15 protein-coding genes are annotated in these 18746 nt (G+C 72.9%); 1 reads left to right on the forward strand and 14 read right to left on the reverse strand.

What is annotated here, in order from left to right:
* Nucleotides 1-35: 35 nt before the first annotated feature.
* The 3 genes from ELR47_RS14235 to rpsO form a co-directional block, all read right to left on the reverse strand.
* A complete protein-coding gene (locus ELR47_RS14235; RefSeq protein ID WP_130650490.1) occupies nucleotides 36-1298 on the reverse strand; it encodes a M16 family metallopeptidase in 1263 nt (420 codons plus the stop codon).
* Between the two features lie 63 nt (nucleotides 1299-1361).
* Nucleotides 1362-3989: a polyribonucleotide nucleotidyltransferase gene (locus tag ELR47_RS14240; RefSeq protein ID WP_130650491.1), complete on the reverse strand. Its 2628-nt coding sequence runs from the start codon at nucleotides 3987-3989 to the stop codon at nucleotides 1362-1364.
* Between the two features lie 212 nt (nucleotides 3990-4201).
* A complete protein-coding gene (gene rpsO, locus ELR47_RS18970) occupies nucleotides 4202-4474 on the reverse strand; it encodes a 30S ribosomal protein S15 (RefSeq protein WP_229730570.1) in 273 nt (90 codons plus the stop codon).
* 320 nt (nucleotides 4475-4794) lie between these two features.
* Here rpsO and ELR47_RS14250 point away from each other — a divergent pair, with 320 nt between their 5' ends.
* Nucleotides 4795-7719 (forward strand): EAL domain-containing protein, encoded by a 2925-nt coding sequence (locus ELR47_RS14250; RefSeq protein WP_165404102.1) that lies wholly within the window; start codon nucleotides 4795-4797, stop codon nucleotides 7717-7719.
* A gap of 16 nt (nucleotides 7720-7735) precedes the next feature.
* Here the strand turns inward: ELR47_RS14250 and ELR47_RS14255 are convergent, their stop codons facing one another.
* The 11 genes from ELR47_RS14255 to ELR47_RS14305 all read right to left on the reverse strand — a co-directional run bounded on the left by ELR47_RS14255 (nucleotide 7736) and on the right by ELR47_RS14305 (nucleotide 18742).
* Nucleotides 7736-9115, reverse strand: a complete 1380-nt coding sequence (locus tag ELR47_RS14255; RefSeq protein WP_130651407.1) for a WS/DGAT/MGAT family O-acyltransferase — start codon at nucleotides 9113-9115, stop codon at nucleotides 7736-7738.
* Between the two features lie 69 nt (nucleotides 9116-9184).
* Nucleotides 9185-9652 carry a 5-(carboxyamino)imidazole ribonucleotide mutase gene (purE, locus tag ELR47_RS14260; RefSeq protein WP_130651408.1) on the reverse strand — a complete coding sequence of 156 codons (468 nt, stop codon included), beginning with the start codon at nucleotides 9650-9652 and terminating at the stop codon, nucleotides 9185-9187.
* 14 nt (nucleotides 9653-9666) lie between these two features.
* Complete coding sequence (locus ELR47_RS14265; RefSeq protein WP_205745270.1) at nucleotides 9667-10797, reverse strand: 5-(carboxyamino)imidazole ribonucleotide synthase; 1131 nt, start codon at nucleotides 10795-10797, stop codon at nucleotides 9667-9669.
* Nucleotides 10798-10918: 121 nt separating this feature from the next.
* Complete coding sequence (locus ELR47_RS14270) at nucleotides 10919-11386, reverse strand: DUF4383 domain-containing protein (RefSeq protein WP_130650493.1); 468 nt, start codon at nucleotides 11384-11386, stop codon at nucleotides 10919-10921.
* Between the two features lie 208 nt (nucleotides 11387-11594).
* The gene (locus ELR47_RS14275) at nucleotides 11595-12527 is read right to left on the reverse strand and encodes a bifunctional riboflavin kinase/FAD synthetase (RefSeq protein ID WP_205745271.1); all 933 of its coding nucleotides are present in this window, start codon (nucleotides 12525-12527) and stop codon (nucleotides 11595-11597) included.
* Nucleotides 12524-13480: a tRNA pseudouridine(55) synthase TruB gene (gene truB, locus ELR47_RS14280; protein ID WP_130650494.1), complete on the reverse strand. Its 957-nt coding sequence runs from the start codon at nucleotides 13478-13480 to the stop codon at nucleotides 12524-12526. The genes ELR47_RS14275 and truB overlap by 4 nt, the downstream gene beginning before the upstream one ends.
* Nucleotides 13481-14506: a DHH family phosphoesterase gene (locus tag ELR47_RS14285; protein ID WP_130650495.1), complete on the reverse strand. Its 1026-nt coding sequence runs from the start codon at nucleotides 14504-14506 to the stop codon at nucleotides 13481-13483.
* On the reverse strand, nucleotides 14503-14919 hold the full coding sequence (locus ELR47_RS14290; RefSeq protein WP_130650496.1) for a ribosome-binding factor A: 417 nt from the start codon (nucleotides 14917-14919) through the stop codon (nucleotides 14503-14505). Before ELR47_RS14290 ends, ELR47_RS14285 begins: the two co-directional genes overlap by 4 nt.
* Before the next feature lie 81 nt (nucleotides 14920-15000).
* Nucleotides 15001-15342, reverse strand: a complete 342-nt coding sequence (locus ELR47_RS14295) for a DUF503 domain-containing protein (protein ID WP_165404103.1) — start codon at nucleotides 15340-15342, stop codon at nucleotides 15001-15003.
* 71 nt (nucleotides 15343-15413) lie between these two features.
* Nucleotides 15414-18371: a translation initiation factor IF-2 gene (gene infB, locus ELR47_RS14300; protein ID WP_130650498.1), complete on the reverse strand. Its 2958-nt coding sequence runs from the start codon at nucleotides 18369-18371 to the stop codon at nucleotides 15414-15416.
* Nucleotides 18368-18742: a YlxR family protein gene (locus ELR47_RS14305; protein ID WP_130650499.1), complete on the reverse strand. Its 375-nt coding sequence runs from the start codon at nucleotides 18740-18742 to the stop codon at nucleotides 18368-18370. The genes infB and ELR47_RS14305 overlap by 4 nt, the downstream gene beginning before the upstream one ends.
* Between the last annotated feature and the right edge of the window lie 4 nt (nucleotides 18743-18746).

Consider the following 18746-nt stretch of genomic DNA (forward strand, 5'->3'; position numbering starts at 1 on the left):
CCTGCTCCTCGTCGCTCGGCGGCGCAGCCTAGGTGTCAGGCGACGGCGGCGGCGAAGCGGTCGGTCTCCCCGACGTCGAACGGGCCGACCACGGCGAGGTCGCGCGGTTGCTGCAGCACCCGGGCGGCGACCCGGCGGACGTCGTCGGCGGTGACCGCACCGATGCGCAGCAGGGCGTCGTCGACGGTGACGATGTCGGCCCCGGTGGCGATCTGCTTGCCCAGACGCGACATCCTCGAGCCGGAGTCCTCGAGGGAGAGGACCGTCCCGCCGGTCAGCGCACCCTTGGCCCGTTCGACCTCGGCGGCGGTCACCTCGTCGGCGACGACGTCGAGCTGTTCGCGCAGGACCTGCAGCGCCTCGTCGACCTTTGCCGGGGCGGTGCCGACGTAGGCGCCGAACAACCCGCCGTCGGTGTACGACGAGGTGTAGCTGTAGGTGGAGTAGGCCAGGCCGCGGACCTCGCGGATCTCCTGGAACAGCCGCGACGACATGCCGCCACCGAGCAGCGTGTTGAGCACCCGCAGCGCCCAGCGGTCCTCGTCGCGGTGGGCCAGGCCGGGGACACCCAGGACCACGTGGGCCTGCTCGGTCGGGCGGTGACGGACGCGCACCTGGCCACGACCGAACTCGCGCGGGGCCACGCGCGCGGGCCGGGCACCGCCGGGACGATGCAGGTCACCGAGCAGTTCGTCGGTGAGCCGGACCACCGCGTCGTGGTCGACGTTGCCGGCGGCGGCGACGGTGAGGTTGTGCGGCCGGTAGGTCTGGCGGTAGTAGCCGTCGACGGTGTCGCGGGTCATGCGGGTGATCGAGTCGGCGCTGCCGAGGGTCTCCAGGGCCAGCGGGTGCGTCCCAAGGACGACCTCGGAGAAGTCGGAGTGCACCAGGTCGTCGGGGGTGTCGACGTGGATGTCGATCTCGCTGAGCACGACCTGGCGTTCGGCCTCGACGTCGGCCTCGGCGTTGGTGGCGTCGACGACCATGTCGGCGAGCACGTCGAACGCCAGCGGCAGGTCCTGGTCGAGCACGCGCGCGTAGAAGCAGGTCAGCTCCTTGGAGGTGAACGCGTTCATCTCCCCGCCGACGGCGTCGAGGGCCTCGGCGATGTCGCGGGCGCTGCGCCGGGACGTGCCCTTGAACAGCAGGTGTTCGAGGAAGTGGGAGCACCCGGCCTGCTCGCCGGTCTCGTCGCGGGAGCCGACGCCGATCCACAGGCCGAGCGTCGCGGAGCGGACGGCCGGCATGTGCTCGGTGACGACGGTGATGCCGGAGTCGAGCTGGGTCAGCTGGTGCACGGCAGGTCCTTCATGCAGGCGGCCCCCCGGAATGTCCCGAGGGGCCGCCGCTGGTTCGGCTGGTCAGTCGCGCTCGCGGCTGCGGCTGCGGGTCCGCGTGCGGGTGCGCTCGCCCCCGCCGTCGCCGCCGCCCTCGCGGCCGCCACGCTCACGGTCACCGCCACGCTCACGGTCACCGCCACGCTCACGGTCACCGCCACGCTCACGGTCACCACCGCGGTCCCGGTCACCACCGCGGTCCCGGTCACCGCCACGCTCACGGTCACCACCACGGCCACCGCGCTCGCGATCACCGCCACGCTCGCCGCGCTCCCGGCCACCACGCTCACGATCGCCGCCACGCTCGCGGTCACCGCCACGCTCACGGTCACCACCACGGCCACCGCGCTCGCGGTCACCGCCACGGTCACCGCGCTCGCGGTCACCGCCACGGTCACGGCCGCCACGGGGCTCGTCGTCGCCACCGTCGGCGTCGCCGTCGTCGTTCCCGCCGGCACGCTCACCGACGTACTCGAGCTTGAACTTGCGACCGCCGTCGAGAACGTCCTTGACCTCGACGAGTACCTGCTGGCCGACCTCGACCGCGTCCTCGGCGTGGTTGAGCCGCTTGCCGGCCATCTTCGACAGCTCGGAGATGTGCAGCAGCCCGTCGGTCCCCGGGGTGAGGTTCACGAAGGCGCCGAAGTCGACCGTCTTGACGACCGTGGCGCTGTAGCGCTCGCCGACCTCGGGCAGCTGCGGGTTGGCGATCGCGTTGACCCGGTCGAGGGCGTCCTGCGCCTGCTCACGGGAGCTGGCGTAGATCTTGACGACGCCGCGGCCGTCCTCCTCGTCGACGTCGATCTGGGCGCCGGTGACCTCCACCAGCTCCTTGATGATCGCCCCGCGCGGGCCGATGACCGCACCGATCTTGTCCTGCGGGATGCTGACGATCTCGACCCGCGGGGCGGTCTCGGCGACCTCGTCGCGCGGCTCGCCGATGGCGTCGTTCATCACCTCGAGGATCTGCAGGCGGGCGTCGCGGGCCTGCAGCAGCGCGTCCTGCAGGACGTTGGCCGGGATGCCGGCGAGCTTGGTGTCCAACTGCAGCGCGGTGATGAAGTTCTCGGGACCCGCGACCTTGAAGTCCATGTCGCCGAAGAAGTCCTCGACGCCCTGGATGTCGGTCAGGGTGGTGTACTTGCCGTTCTCGTACACCAGCCCCATCGCGATACCGGCGACCTGCGCGTGCACCGGCACACCGCCGTCCATCAGCGCCATCGACGCGGCGCACACCGACCCCATCGAGGTCGAGCCGTTGGAGCTGAGGACGTCGGAGACGACCCGCATCGCGTACGGCCAGGTGTCCTGCTCGGGCAGGACCGGGATCAGGGCACGCTCGGCCAGCGCACCGTGGCCGATCTCGCGACGCTTGGGGCTGCCGACCCGGCCGGCCTCACCGGTCGAGTAGGGCGGCATGTTGTAGTGGTGCAGGAACAGCTTCTCGTCCTGGGGGTCGAGGGTGTCGAGCCGCTGTCCGTCGCGCTGGGTGCCCAGCGCCAGGACCGACAGGACCTGGGTCTCGCCGCGCTGGAACAGCGCCGATCCGTGGGTCTTGGGCAGCACGCCGACCTCGGCGCTCAGCTGCCGCAGGTCGCTCGGGCCGCGCCCGTCGATGCGGAAGCCGTCGTCGACGATCAGCTGGCGCACGACCTTCTTCTCGGTCGAGCGGAACGCCTCGGACGCCTGCTTGCCACGGGCGTCCTCGTCGAGGTCCTCCGGGCCGTCGGCGACCACGTGCGCGATCGACTCCTGGCGCACGACGTCGAGCTGGTCGTTGCGCTCGGCCTTGGTCAGCTCGGCGTCGCGGTAGATCGAGGTGACCCGGTCGGCGGCGAAGCCCCAGACGGCGTCGAAGACCTCGTCGGTGTAGTCGACGAACAGCGGGAACTCGCCCGCGTCACGGGCGCCGACCTCGTCGACGAACGCCTGCTGCGCCTCGCACAGCTGCTTGATGATCGGCTTGACGTCCTCGATGGCCTGACCGACGACCTGCTCGGTCGGCGCCGGGGCGCCCATCTCGACCTTCACCCACGCGTCCGGGGTGGCCTCGGCCTCGATCATGAGGATGGCGACCTCGCCGTCGTCCTCGACGCGGCCGGAGATCACCATGTTGAAGACCGCCTCCTCCTCGAGCTCCTCGAAGGAGGGGAAGGCGATCCAGGAGCCGTCGCGCAGCATCGCGTAGCGCACGGCGGCGATCGGGCCGGCGAACGGCAGGCCCGAGAGCATCGTCGACAGCGACGAGCCGTTCATCGCGACGACGTCGTAGGGGTCGAACTGCACCGTCTGCACGACGGTGTTGACGACCTGGACCTCGTTGCGCAGTCCCTCGGCGAACGTCGGGCGCAGCGGGCGGTCGGTCAGCCGGCACACCAGGATGGCGTTCTCCGACGGACGGCCCTCGCGCTTGAAGAACGAGCCCGGGATGCGCCCGTTGGCGTACATCCGCTCCTCGACCTCGATGGTGAGGGGGAAGAACGGCAGGAAGTCCTTGGGCTGCTTCGACGCCGTGGTGGTCGTCAGGACCTTCGTGTCACCGAGGGTGGTGACGACCGCGCCACCGGCCTGCTGGGCCAGGGTGCCGGCTTCGAAGGTGATGGTCTTGCCGTCGATCTCGACGTTGTGTTCGTACGTTCCGAGCGTGCCCACGTGGGCCTCCTCGTCGTGATGGGTCCGCGACGACGTCCGCCCGCCGGGAGGGCTGCCGGTGCATCAGTGGGGGCGGCTCGGGCGCCGCGACGGCGGCCACCGAGACGTCTCCACTGACGACCGACCGTCCCGGTCGGTACGGGTCGGGTCGCGGGATGTCGGTTGTCAGACGAAACGAACGAGCCGGGGTCGCGGACCCCGGCTCGGTCGGTTCAGCGGCGGAGCTCGAGCTCCGCGATGAGCGCGCGGTAGCGCTCGATGTCCTTGTCACGCAGGTAGTTCAGCAGCCGTCGACGCTGACCGACCAGCATCAGCAGCCCACGCCGCGAGTGGTGGTCGTGCTTGTGCGTCTTGAGGTGCTCGGTCAGGTGGCTGATGCGCTTGGTCAGCAGCGCCACCTGGACCTCGGGGGAGCCGGTGTCGCCCTCGCTCTGCGCGAAACGGGCGATGATCTCCTGCTTGTCGTCGGGAAGGACGGCAGCCAAGGGGTTCTCCTGTCGTGGTCGGGCCCTGCCTCGCCGGGTGACGAGCACTCGTCGCGGGGGATCTGCGAGGCGTGCGGCCACGAAGCGCGCAGCATCGATCAGGGAACCCCGACACCCGAACGGGCACGGTGAACGCGGCCCCGATGGACCGCGCGTCCCCAGTGTAGCCGCCGTCCGCCGTCCGGCAAGCGGTGGGCGCACGTGGTGCGAGGTGCGTCGACCGGGTGCTGCTGCCGTCCGCCTGCCGGCCGACGGGTGTCGGGTGGACCGCAGCACGGGTTGCCGCGCGGACATCGACGACAACGGACGGGGACGTCGCTATGGCAGTCAGGCGACGCGCGGGCGGTGACCCGGTCGGGGACGCGCCGGCCGAGACACGCGAGACCGCCGCCGCGACCACGGCGCTGATCGTCGGCCACGTGCGGCAGCGGGCCGGCGAGCAGGGCGTCGAACGCCTGCTCGCGCTGGCCGGGGTCCCGTTCACGTCGACCGAACTGTCCGACGAGCGGCGGTGGTTCGCCTACGACACGCGGATCCGCCTGTTCGCGGCCGCGGTCGAGGTGCTCGACGACCCCGACGCCTGTTTCGCGATCGGGGCGACGGCGCTGGCCAACACCAGCCTCGCGCCCGCCATCGTGCTGCTGATCCGGACGTTGGGCTCGCCGCAGCAGGTCTTCCGCCAGTTGCCGAGCGCGGTGACCAAGTTCTCCACCACCTCGACGATGACGATGCTCGAGGTCGGAAAGCAGCATGCCGAGATCGTCTACGTCCTCCACGACGGCTACGTGCACTCCCGGCTCGACTGCGACTACGCACGCGGGCTGATCTCCACCGTGCCGGCCTTCTTCGGTCTGCCGGCGGCGCACGTCGAACACCTCGCCTGCGAGTCCGACGGCGCGGACGCGTGCCACTACCGGGTGACCTGGCGGACCCGCCCGCGGTGGTGGCAGCGGCGCCGCGGGACGTCCATCCCGGCGCCGACGAGCACGGAGCTGCGGGCGCTGCGCGGGCAACTGCACGCGCTGCAGTCGGCCGCGTCCGACCTGGTGGACAGCGACGACCTGCACGCCGCACTGGCGAGGATCACCGAGCGGGCCGCCTCGGCGGTCGTCGCCCCGGCCTACCTGCTGGCCGTGCAGCACGCCGACGGCGTCAAACGGCTGGTCCACAGCGCCGGACTCGAGCCGGCCGAGGCCGGCGACCTGGGCCGGCGGCTGCTGGCCGGGGAGTACCTCGGTCCCAACATCGTGGTCGTCGACGTGGCCAGCGCCCGGCGACACTACGGGCGCCTCGCCGCGGTCTACGCCCCGAGCCACCGCGGCTTCGAGGAGGAGCGCACGCTGTTGGCCTCCTATGCGGCCCACGCCGCCGCCGCGCTGGACCTCGTGCTGGCCTCGGAGGCGTCGCGGCGCGGGGAGGCCCGCGCGCACGACCTGCTCGTCCTGGCGCACCGGTTGTCGCTGACCCGCAGCGAGGACGAGGTGGCCACCGTCACGGTCCAGGCCGTGCCCGCCATCACCGGTGCCCGACGGTCCACGCTGCTGCGGTGGGACCCGGCCGTCGGTTCGCTGCGGGCCTCGGCGACCGTGGGGCTGGCCGCCGACGAGCACGACGCACTGCTCGCGGCCGCGCTGCGTCCCGACGACACGCCCGAACTGGCCCGGATGCTGACCCGTCTGGAACCGGCCCTGCTGCGCCGCGCCGGGGCCAGCCCGTCGATGCGCCAGTTGCTGCAGGCGGCCGGCGCCGACCACGTCCTGGCGGTACCGCTCATCGCCGGCGACCAGCTGCTCGGCGTGCTCACCGCCGCCCACGGTCCGCAGGCACCCGACTCCTGGCCCGACGAGGCCGCGTCCAGCGGTCTCGACGGCCTGGCGAAGCAGTCGGCCGCAGCGCTCTACAACGCCCGGCTGTTGGCCCAGGTCCGCCACCAGGCCCACCACGACGGACTCACCGGGTTGCCCAACCGGGCGCTGTTTATGCAGGACCTCGAGGTGTGTCTCGAGACCGCGTCGGCACCCAACGCCGTGGCGGTGCTGTTCTGCGACCTCGACGACTTCAAGCAGGTCAACGACCGGCTCGGACACGCCATCGGCGACGAACTGCTGCGGCAGGTCGCGGCGCGTCTGCGCTCCCTGCTGCGCGGTGGCGACTCGGTCGCGCGCCTCAGCGGTGACGAGTTCGCGATCGTCGTGTGCGCACCCGACGTCGACCTCGTGGCCCGCGAGATCGCCGATCGCCTGACCGCACAGTTCGCGACCCCGTTCCGACTCGACGGCCGCGAGGTGCGCGTGACCACCAGCGTCGGCGTGGCCGTCTGCCATGCCGACGACGACGGCGACCGGCTGCTGCGGCGCGCCGACGCCGCGATGTACGTCGCCAAGCAGCGGGGCCGCAACCAGGTGGCCGACGCCGACGAGGCCCCCCGCCGGGCCACCGTCGACCGCTCGACCGTCGCCGAGCTGCGCCGCGCCATCACCCAGGACGAGCTGACCCTGCACTTCCAGCCGGTCGTGCGGCTCGATCACCACGACGGACGGACCGTCGTCGGTGGTGTCGCCGCCCAGGAGGCGCTGGTCCGCTGGCCACACCCGCAACTGGGCCTGCTCTCGCCGGCCGCGTTCCTGCCGGCCGCCGAGCACAGCGGCAGCGTCGCGGACCTCGACCTGTGGGCACTGCGTGCCGCGACCGCCGCGGCCGGTGCCTGGACCGACACCGACGAGCCGTCCCACGTGGCGGTCAACCTCTCGGCACAGACGCTGGTCGACCGGCGCCTGCCCGGCACGGTCCGGGCGGCCCTGGCCGCAGCCGACCTCGAACCCGGCCAGCTGACGTTGGAGGTCATCGAGTCGCGGTCGCTGGTCGACCTGCCCGGCGTGGTCGAGCAGCTGACCGAGCTGCGCCGGCTCGGGCTCCGCATCGCCCTGGACGACTTCGGCACCGGGTTCTCGACCCTGTCGTGGCTCCAGCGTCTGCCCATCGACCAGATCAAGCTCGACCGCAGCTTCGTGACGGCACTGCACGAGACCGCCGACGCCGACGCGCTGATCGAGGGCGTCGTCGCCCTGGCACGCGCCTTGGACATCGAACTGGTCGCCGAGGGCGTGGAGACCGCGGCACAGCTCGACGCCCTGTCAGCTGCCGGTTGCCGGTTCGTGCAGGGCTACCTGCTGGCACCTCCGTCCGCGACGGCGCTCGGGCGGGGCGACCGGCTGGCTCCGCTCCAGGACCCGGTCGGAACGTGACCGCCGGGCACGCCGCTCACGCCGCCTCCTCGAGCTCGGTCAGCGACGCCTCGAGATGGTCGAGCAGCCGCTGCAGCGAGGGCACCCGCCGTCGGCACCCGGTCAGCCCGAACGAGAGCTGCCCGTCGTGGCTGGTGACCGTGACGTTGAGCGCCTGGCCGTCGTAGGGCACCGACGCCGGGTACATGCCGTCGAGCCGGGCGCCGTTGTAGTAGCGCGGCTCGGACGGCCCCGGGACGTTGGACACGACGAGGTTGAACGCCGGCCGGCGCAGGGGCCGGAACCGGAACAGCGGACCGAAGGCCACCGGGCCGAAGCTGAGCGCGCTCAGCAGCAGCACCGCGGCCGGTTCGAGGTCGGCGAGCTCGTTCTTCGCGTCGCGCATCGAGCAGTGCACGAGCTCGAGCCGTGCCATCGGGTCGGCGAGGTGGGTGCCGAGGTTGCACAGCACGACCCCGACGGCGTTGCCGCGTCCGGGCGCGTCGCCGCCGCGCAGCGACACCGGCACCGCCGCGATCAGCGGACGTTCGGGCAGCGCGTCGTGGTCGAGCAGATAACGGCGCAACGCCCCGGCGGTCATCGCCAGGACCACGTCGTTGACCTTCGCGCCGGTGTCACGGCCGACCGCACGGATCCGTTCCAGCGGCCACGACTGGGCCGCGAACCGGCGCGCCCCCGTGATCGGCTGGTTGAGCATGGACCGTGGCGCCTGGTAGGGCAGCGCGGTGGCGCGGTCCTCCAGCGACTGTCGCACCGCGCGTACCGCGGTCGAGGAGGCCTGCCCGAACGAGCGCCCGAGCGAGCTCACCTCGTCGGCGACGCTGCCGGTGACCGAGCTCAGCAGACCACCCGAGGGCTCGTCGTCGTCGGTCGACGACTCGCTGGGCGGCCGGGCCGGCAACGACCACGGCGGTGCCATCCCGCGCGCGTCGGGGTCGGTGCTCAGCGAACGCAGTAGCCAGCGCATCGCACCGGTGCCGTCGATCAGGGCGTGGTGCACCTTGGAGTAGATCGCCAGGCGTCCGTCGTCGAGGCCCTCGATGACGTGGCTCTCCCACAGCGGCCGGTTGCGGTCCAGCATCGTGCCGTGCAGCCGGGACACCAGCGTCAGCAGTTCGCGGATGCCACCGGGATGCGGCAGCGCCGAGTGGCGCACGTGGTACTCGAGGTCGAGGTCGTCGTCGTCGGCCCAGGTCCACGGACCCACCCCGCCGAGCGAACGGACCGGCCGGCGTCGGAACAGCGGCGCCGGCGCGTGGGCCAGTGCGTCGCGGTACTGCTGCCTGGTGAAGTCGGGCCCGGCGTCGGCGGGCGGCTCGAACAGCTGCAGGCCGCCGACGTGCAGCGGACGCCCCCGCCGCTCCCCCACCAGGAAGATCGCGTCGATCAAAGGCACCGGCGTCACCAGCCACTCCTGCCGTCGTCGGCCGACGACGGTAGGCCGCCGCGCGGCGGCGCGGGAGCGTCAGGCCTCGCCGAACAGGTCCCGGCCGCGTCGGCGGGCCTCCTCACCGAGCTCCTCGCGGTGCGCGCGCAACCGCGCGGCGAGCTCGGCGTCGCGCGTGGCGAGGATGCGCAGCGCGAGCAGGCCCGCGTTGGCGGCACCGTCGATCGCGACGGTGGCGACCGGCACGCCGCGGGGCATCTGCACGATCGAGAGCAGCGAGTCGAGTCCGTCGAGTGCCTTGAGCTTCACCGGCACCCCGATGACCGGAAGGTGGGTGACACTGGCCAGCATGCCCGGCAGATGGGCGGCTCCCCCGGCTCCGGCGATGATCACGTCGATGCCGCGGTCGGCGGCCTCGTGCCCGAACCGCAGCATCTCGTCGGGCATCCGATGGGCCGAGACCACCTGCTCGAGGCAGGACACCCCGAAGCGGCGGACGGTCTCGGCGGCCTCACCCATCACGGGGTGGTCGGACGCGGAGCCCATGACGACGGCGACGCTCACGACGATGCCTCCTCGGCTGGTGCGGTCAGGCGGTCGGCAGCTCGCAGCGCCCGCCCGCGGACGGTCTCGAGGTCGTCGCCGGTCGCGGTGACGTGCCCGAGCTTGCGCCCGGGCCGGTGATCCTTGCCGTACAGGTGCACGGCGACGGCCGGTTCGGCGGCCAGCGTCTCGGCCAGCCGCTGCTGCGGGTCGACGGGACCGCCGACGACGTTGACCATCACGGCCGGCCCCCGCGACGCGGGCGACCCCAGCGGCAGGTCGGCGACGGCGCGCAGGTGGTTCTCGAACTGCGAGGTGACGGTCCCCTCGATCGTCAGGTGGCCGGCGTTGTGCGGGCGGGCGGCGAGCTCGTTGAGCAACACCTGCTCCCCGCTGACGAACAGCTCGACCGACAGCATGCCGACCGAGCCGATCGCGTCGGCCACCAGGGCGGCGAGCTCGCGGGCCCGGGCGGCGACGGCAGCGGGGACCCGGGGTGGCTGGAGCACCTCGCGACACATCGCGTCGACCTGCACGGTCTCGACCGGGTCGTAGACGACCGTCTCGCCCCCGGGACGTCGGGCGACCAGCACGGCGAGCTCACCGGTCAACGTCACCTTCGGTTCGACCAGCAGCGGGTCACCGTCGACCTCGTCGAGGACGGTACGGGCCGCGTCGAGGTCGTCGACCACCCACACGCCGCGGCCGTCGTAGCCACCGCGGGGCCGCTTGAGCACCAGCGGCCATCCGTGGACGTCGCCGAAGGCGCCGATCGCGTCGAGGTCGCCGGCCAGCGTCCAGGGCGCGACCGGCACGCCGGCCGCGGCGAGCACCTCGCGCTGGCGGACCTTGTCGGTCGCGATCGCCAGGGTCGCGGCGGACGGGCGCACGGGCGTGCCCGCGTCCTGGAGCGTCTGCATCGTGTCGAGGTCGACCAGCTCGTGCTCGACCGTGACCACGTCGACCCGTGCGGCGAGCCGGCGCAGTCCGTCGGCGTCCGGCTCGCCGGAGAGCACCGCGGGCCACACGGCACCGACCGCGTCACCCGGCCGGGCGAGGAAGACCAGGGGGAGGCCGAGTCGGGCGGCGGACGGCAGCAGCATGCGGGCGAGCTGCCCGCCCCCGACGACCCCGATGGTGGGCGGCACGGTCGAACTCCTGCGTCGCTTCGTGGATCCGATGGCGTTCCCGGGCGCGGCAGCCTACAAGCGGCGACCGCCGCCGACGTGTCGTCGGCGGCGGCCGGGTGCGGCGCCTCGGTGCGGTCGGTCAGCGACGCCCGGCGGCGCTGTGGTCGCGGTCGCGCGCCGGCCACAGGGCGATGGCGAGACCGGCCAGGGCGCTGCCCAGATGCAGCCAGTTGTCGGGCTGGTTCAGGGCCAGGAAGTTGGCCTGGTCGTCGGTGTTGGCGACGAACAGTCCGTAGACGAACGTGGCGCCGTAGCCGATCGCGAGCAACCAGCCGTAGATGCGGGCCCGGTCGAGCCGGTTCCACAGCGCCAGGCCGGCGGCACCGATCAGCAGGTGGACGATGTTGTGCAGCGGGTTGACCTCGAAGACCCCGAGCAGCAGCTCCCCGTCCGGGTCGGCGAAGCCGTCGAAGCCGGTCACGAAGAACCCGGCGATCCCGATCAGGACGTAGAGCACCCCGATCGCGAGGGCCAGGTACTGGGCGGGGTGTTTGCCGGCGGTGCCGGCCGTGTTGGTGGTGTTGGCGGTGTTCGGGTCGCGGCTCATGGCAGCTCCTGGACGCGTGTCGGTGATGGCCTGTGTCATGGCCGGGCGACCAACATGGGTGCTGCGGGGACGGATGACCGCCGAACCACCGACGTCGAACGGCCGTGAGGGCCTCGGTCGGGGCCGAGGAGGTGACCGCGTCACGGTCGGGCGACCCCACCCACGGATGTGATCCTCGTGCAGTCTGTCCGGACGAGGTGCGCCGTCCTCAGCCGAGCAGCTCCCGCGCCGTGGCGATGTCCGTGTGGATCTGGGCGACCAGGGCCTCGACGCCGTCGAAGCGCTGCTCGTCGCGCAGGCGGTGCTCGAACGCGAACGTCAGCTCACGACCGTACAGATCGGGGTCGGCGTCGAGCAGGTGGACCTCGACGGTCCGGGTCGCGCCCGCGAACGTCGGCCGTCGACCGACGTTGGTGACGGCCGGCCACGACGAGCCCTCGACCGAGGCCGTCCCGGCGTACACGCCGTTGGCGGGCACGAGCCGGCCGTCGTCGACCGCCACGTTCGCCGTCGGCACCCCGATGGTGCGACCACGACCGTCCCCCGGGACGACCTCCCCGCGCACCGCGTAGGGCCGCCCCAGTGCCAGGTTCGCCCAGCCGAGGTCCCCGTCGGCGAGGGAGCGTCGGACCTGCGTGGACGAGATCGGACGGTGCTCCAGTTCCCGCAGGGTGACGGCCTCGACCTCGAACCCGTGGACGTCGCCGGCTTCGACGAGCGTCACCACGTCACCGGCGGCCTTGTGCCCGAAGCGGAAGTTCGTCCCGACGATCAGCCGACGGGTGCCCAGCGGCCGGACCAGCACGTCCTCGACGAACGCCTGCGGGGAGAGGTGCGACAGCTCCCGGGTGAAGGCGAGCACCACCACCAGGTCGAGGTCGAGCGCGCACAGGGCCGCGACGCGCTCGTCGACCGACTGCAGTCGCGGCGGCTCACTGCCCGGACGCAGCACCGCCGCGGGATGCGGGTCGAAGGTGATCGCGACCGCCCGGGCGTCGCGGTCCCGTGCCGCGTCGACCGTCCGTCGCAGCAGCACCTGATGGCCGCGGTGGACGCCGTCGAAGTTGCCGATCGTGACCACCGAGTCGACGGCGGTCAGCTCACCCAGTTCGTGGACGTCGGCGCGGTGTACCTCGCTCACCCGGCGGCTCCTCCTGCTGCGTGCAGCTCGTGCGGACGCGTCCAGACCAGTTCGGAGCGCGCGGTCGGACCGCGATCGGCGTACAGCCCGAGCAGTCGATCGCCGTGACGCACGGCGTAGACGCCCTCGCGGCCCTGCGCGGGCAGCACCGGCTTGCCCTGGGTCAGGGCCAGCGCCAGTTCGGCGTCGTCGACCTCGACACCGGGCAGCGCCCGCGCCACCGCGTCCTCGGGACGCAGCACCAGCTGCCGGAAGCTGCCGTCGGTGCCCGCGGCGCGCACGGTGTCGAGGTCGTGCGCGTCCTCGACACCGAACGGGCCGTTGGCCAGCCGTCGCAGCGCGAGCAGGCTGGCACCGACCCCCAGGGTCTCGCCGATGTCGTGGGCGAGCGTGCGGACGTAGGTGCCCGACGAGCAGGTCACCAGCAACGACACGCTGGGGTGGTCCGGGTCGCTGGTGTCGAAGGCGTCGAGCATCAGGTCGTGGACCGTGACGCGCCGCGCCTCACGCTCGACCTCCTCGCCGCGGCGGGCCAGCTCGTGCAGGCGCTCGCCGCCGACCTTGACCGCCGACACCATCGGCGGCACCTGGTCGAGCTCCCCCTGGAAGCGCGTCAGTGCCTCGCACAGCCGCCGTTCGTCGACCCCGCGCGCGGAAGCCCGGGCGAGCACCTCACCCTCGGCGTCCTGGGTGGAGGTCGTGACGCCGAGCACCATCCGGGCGGCGTAGGTCTTCTGCCCGGCCTGCAGGAACCGGACCAGCTTGGCCGCGCGGCCGAGACAGAGCACGAGCACGCCGGTCGCGGGCGGGTCGAGGGTCCCGGTGTGGCCGACCCGGTGCTGACCGGCGGCACGTCGTACGGTCTGGACGACGTCGTGCGACGTCGGTCCCGCCGGCTTGTCGACGACGAGCACGCCGTCGAGATCGTCCGGGCTGCGGCGTCGGCGACCCATTCAGTGCTCCCGCAGTGCGGCGACGACCGCCGCGACGACGTCGTCGATCGGACCCGTGGCGCTGAACCCGGACGCGAACGCGTGGCCACCGCCTCCGAAGCGCTCGGCGACCGCGCCGACGTCGACCCCGCCGTGCGAGCGCAACGACGCCCGCCAGGTGCCGTCGGGCGCCGGCTTGCACACCAGCGCGACCTCGGCCACGTCGGCGGTGCGGACCACGTCGATCAGGGCCTCGGTGGCCTCCAGGCCGGTCCCGGTGCGCTCCAGCTCCTCGCGGGTCAGGTGGGTGTGCACGAGCGAGACGTCCGCCACGAACGCGAGCCGGTCGAGGGCGCGTCCCAACAGCCGGAGCTCCCCGAGCGACGAGGTGCCGTACAGCCGCCGGGTCAGCTCCGCGTGCGCGACCCCCACGTCGATCAGCCGCCCACCGAACTCCATCGCGGCCCGGTCCGTCGACGCGTGACCGAAGCGGCCCGTGTCGGTGACGAGCCCGACGTACAGGCAGGTCGCGAGCTCGATCGTGAGCGGCACCCCGAGGCGGTGCAGCAGTTCGTCGACGACCAGGACCGTCGCGGCGGCCCGCGGGGCCACCAGCCGCAGGTCGCCGAACTCGGTGCTCGCCGCGTGGTGGTCGACGACGATCGTGGGCACCCGCGCGTCCAGCAGACGGCTGATGCTGCCGAGTCGTGCCGGACTCGCCGCGTCGAGCGTGACCAGCAGGTCCACGTCCGCCGGGTCGGGCAGTGCCGAGGGCGGCACGAGGTCGCGCACACCGGGCAGGTCCGCCAGCGGCGCGGGCACCTTCAGCGGCTCCTCGCCGACGGTCGGCACGGTCCTGGCCCCGAGACCCGACAACGCGACGTGCAACGCCAGGGCCGCACCGAGCGCGTCACCGTCGGGCCCGACGTGCGCGGCCAGCACGATCCGTCCCCCCGCGTGCGCGCACGCGGCGAGCCGCTGCACCGCCGCGTCGAGGACCTCCGGGTCGAGGTCCTCGAGCCACGTTGGGCCTTCCCGGCTCGTCACGGTGCGGGGTCCTCGTCGCCAGCCTCGTTCTGCTGCCCGAGCTCGCGCAACAGCTGTTCGACGCGGTTGGCCTGCTCGACCACCGGGTCGGGACGGAAGCGCAGCTCGGGTGAGGTCCGCAGACGCGCACGACGCCCCACCAGCCCACGCAGCCGGGGCGCGGCGGCCTCGAATCCCGCCTCGACCTCGTGGGGTTCGAACAGCCGGTCCCCACCGGTGCGCCGCGGGTCGCCCGACACCAGCGACGGGTCGAGCGTCGAGTAGTAGATGGTCGCCACCTCGTGGTCCTGGGTGACCTCCGCCTCCGTGATGGTGATCAACCGCAGGCGTGGGTCGGCGATCTCGGACTCGAGCAGGTCGGCGACCGCCTCGCGTACGGCCCGGTCGACACGGGGGTTGCGCTTCTTTGCCATGGTGGGCTCCTCGGGTCGGTCCGCGGGGGTGCCGCAGCGGACGCCACCGCACCGGGCGTCGCCGCACCGGGCGTGGGATGCTCAGGGAAGTGGCGGCAGGCCACTCGCGTCGGCGTCGAGGGTGTCCGCGAGGTCGGCACGACCGAGCACGACGACGCGCGGGTCGCGTTCGAGCACGGCGGTGATGCGGTCGAGCACCCGGTCGACCCCGGTGGCACTCGATGCGGCCACGGCCACCCCGAGCACGGCACGCTGCCAGCGCTCCTGTTCGCCGACCTCGGCCACCGAGACGCCGAGTTCGTTGCCGAGGGCCGACTTGGCCCGGTTGAGCAGCGCGCGCTTGCCCTTGAGGCTGTCGACGCCGGGAAGGTGCAGATCCACCCGCGCGACCCCGAAGTGGACTCGTCCGTCCCCGGAGCTCACGGAGGCCTCCTCCTGCTGGCCGTGGTTCCCGCCGCCCCGGCCGCGTGCGGCCGGGGCGGCGGCGACCAACCTCAGTCGCGGGCGACCTCGACGGTCACGTACGCCTCGAAGACGTCACCTTCCTTGACGTCCTGGAACTTCTCGAGGCCGATACCGCACTCGAAGCCCTCGCGGACCTCGCGTACGTCGTCCTTGAAGCGTCGCAGCGACGTCATCCGGTCCTCGGCGATCACGACACCCTCACGGATGACGCGGACGCCGGCGTCGCGCTGGATCTCGCCGCGGGTGACCATGCACCCGAAGACGAACCCCGCACGCGGGACCTTGAAGATCTCGCGGACCTCGGCCTCGCCGATGATCTGCTCGCGGAACTCGGGCGCGAGCAGACCCTTGACGGCGCGTTCGATGTCCTCGATCGCCTCGTAGATGATGCGGTAGGTGCGGACGTCGACGCCGGAGCGGTCGATCTCGTCGCGGGCGTTGGGGCCCGGACGGACGTTGAACGCCACGATGATCGCGTCCGAGGCCTCGGCGAGCCGGACGTCGCCCTGCGTGATCGCACCGACGCCCTTCTGGATGACCCGCACCTGGACCTCGTCGAGCTCCAGCTTGAGCAGGGCGTCCTCGAGCGCCTCGGCGGACCCGGACACGTCGGCCTTGATGATGACGTTGAGGGTCGCCTTGTCGCCGGCCTGGACCGCGGAGGTGAACTCCTCGAGGGTGCTCGGCCGACGGTCGGCGAGCTCCTTGCGCCGCTCGCGCGCGGAGCGGCGTTCGGCCACGTCGCGGGCGAAGCGCTCCGCGTCCACGACACGGAACTCGTCGCCGGCCTCCGGTACGTCGTTGAGGCCGATGATCTGCACCGGACGGGCCGGCAGGGCCTCGTCGACCTGGTTGCCGTTCTCGTCGAACATGGCACGGATCTTGCCGTCGGCGGTGCCGGCGACCAGGATGTCGCCGCGGCGCAGGGTGCCGTTCTGCACCAGCACCGTGGCGACCGGACCGCGTCCCTTGTCGAGGTGGGCCTCGACGACACGACCGCGGGCGTCCTTGTCCGGGTTGGCCTGCAGCTCGAGCAGGTCGGCCTGCAGCAGCACCACCTCGAGCAGCTCGTCGAGCCCCTGCCCGGTCTTGGCCGAGACCTCGACCATGGGCACCTCGCCACCGAAGTCCTCGGCGACGACGTCGTGCTCGGTCAGCTGCGTCTTGACGCGGATCGGGTCGGCACCCTCGAGGTCGACCTTGTTGATCGCGACCACCATCGGGACCTCGGCGGCCTTCGCGTGGGCGATGGCCTCCCGGGTCTGGGGCATGACGCCGTCGTTGGCGGCGACCACCAGGATGGTCACGTCGGTCACCTGGGCACCGCGGGCACGCATGGCCGTGAAGGCCTCGTGACCCGGGGTGTCGATGAAGGTGATCAGACGCCCGTCCTTGCTGATCTGGTACGCGCCGATGTGCTGCGTGATGCCGCCCGCCTCGCCCGACACGACGTCGGTGTTGCGGATGGCGTCGAGCAGCAGCGTCTTGCCGTGGTCGACGTGGCCCATGACGGTGATGACCGGCGGACGCCCCTCGAGGTTCTCCGGGTCGTCGGCGGTCTCGATGCCGAACTCGAGCTCCTCCTCGGACATGAAGTAGATCTCGACGCCGAGGTCGGCACCGATGATCTCGACGGTGTCGTCGGGCAGCGTCTGCTGCACCGTCGCCATCTCGCCCATCTCGAACAGCTTCTTGACCAGGGCCGCACCGGGCACCCCGAGCTTGTCGGCGAGCTCACCGACGGTGATGCCGGAGAGGACCTCGACGCGCTCGACCGAGATCATGTCCTCGATCGGCACGTCACGACGCCGCGGCCCACGCGCGAGCTCCTGCTCGGCCGGACTCTGCTTCTCCTTCTTCTTCTTGCGCCGGGTCTTGCCCGAACCCGGGCCACCGGTCCCCCCGGGGCCGCTTGGACCGCCACGGCCGCCGCCGGGACCGCCGGGACCACCGCCCGGCCCGCCACCGGGGCCACCACGACCGACCGGCTGACGGTAGGGCGAGCCCGGGGGCCCGCTCGGAGCCCCGCGGCCACCGCCGCGGTTGGCGCCGCCGGGAGCTCCGCCGCGGTTGCCGCCCGGCGCACCGCCGGGACCACCGCGGCCGGCACCGGCAGGACCACCACGTCCGGCGGGAGCACCCGGCTGGGGCTGCGGACGCGCCGGCGCCTTGCGCAGCGGCGGCGGGATCGACCGGCGCCCCGAACCTTCCTGGGGCAGGCTGCTCTCACTGCGACGGACCGGCGCCACGCCGCCACCGGTCACGCTCGGCGGCGGGACCGGGCCACGCTGCGACGGCGGACGCAGCGGCGCCTCACCGGGCTTGAGCCGCGGCGGTGGCGCACCCGGCATGCGGCGTCCGGCGTCGCCGCCGGCGGCTGCCTGCGGCGCGCGACCGGCATCGGCGGCCGGGGCCTGCGGCGGGCTCGCCGGCGTGGCCGGGCCCTCCGGCGGCGTCGAGCCCTCGGCGGCGGGCTGCTGCCCGGCCGCGGGCTGGCCACCGGCCGCGGGCTCACCGGCCGCAGGCGGCTGGTCGGCCGCGGGCGGCGTCGAGGCAGGCTGGTCGGCTGCCGACCCACCGACGGTGGGCTGGGGCGTCGACGGCTGCTCGGCCGCGGCCGGCGCCTCGGGCGCCGACGGCCGGACGGCCTGTGCGGCACGTCGGGCGGCCTCCTGCTCCTCCTGCTGCTTGCGCAGGTGCGGCGGCAGGACCTTGGCGGCCTTCTTGCCCTCCGGCGGCGCGGCGGCCTGGATCGAGCGGTACCGCTCGAGTTCCGCCTGCTCGCGCTGTCGCCGGGCCTCTTCCTCGGCACGTCGCTCGGCCTCGGTCTTGCCGAGCGATTCCCGGAACTTCGCCGCGTCCCCGTCCGAGATGGACGAGGAGTGGCTCCTGGCATCGACGCCGAGGTCGGTCAGACGACGGAGGACCTCCTTGTTGTGGAGGCCGCTTTCCTTCGCCAGTTCGTAGACGCGGACCTTGTTGCTCACGCGTTCTCGCTCCTCACGGTGCCGTCCGGCACCTGGTGCTGCTGCACGTCTTCGTCGGACCCCGTCGCGGGGCCGTCGCCTTGGGCGCTGATCGTGTGGCCGTCGTCGCGGATCGCCGCGAGTGCCGCGAGCACCTCTGCCTCGGAGCCGCCGCGGAGCGCGCGCCGGAGTGCGGCGGCGCCACGGCGTGCGGCGACCTCGAGGCAACGGGGATCGGGGCAGAGATGGGCGCCCCGGCCGGGCAGGCGCCAACTCGTGTCGAAACGGATTCCGTCGGGTGTCCGGGCCAACCGCAGCAGCTCACGCTGGGGGCGCGCGGTACGGCAGGCAACACAGGTCCGGACCGGTTGACGGGAGGCTTCGCGCGACAAGGGT

The sequence above is a fragment of the Egicoccus halophilus genome, assembly GCF_004300825.1.
Lineage (GTDB): Bacteria > Actinomycetota > Nitriliruptoria > Nitriliruptorales > Nitriliruptoraceae > Egicoccus > Egicoccus halophilus.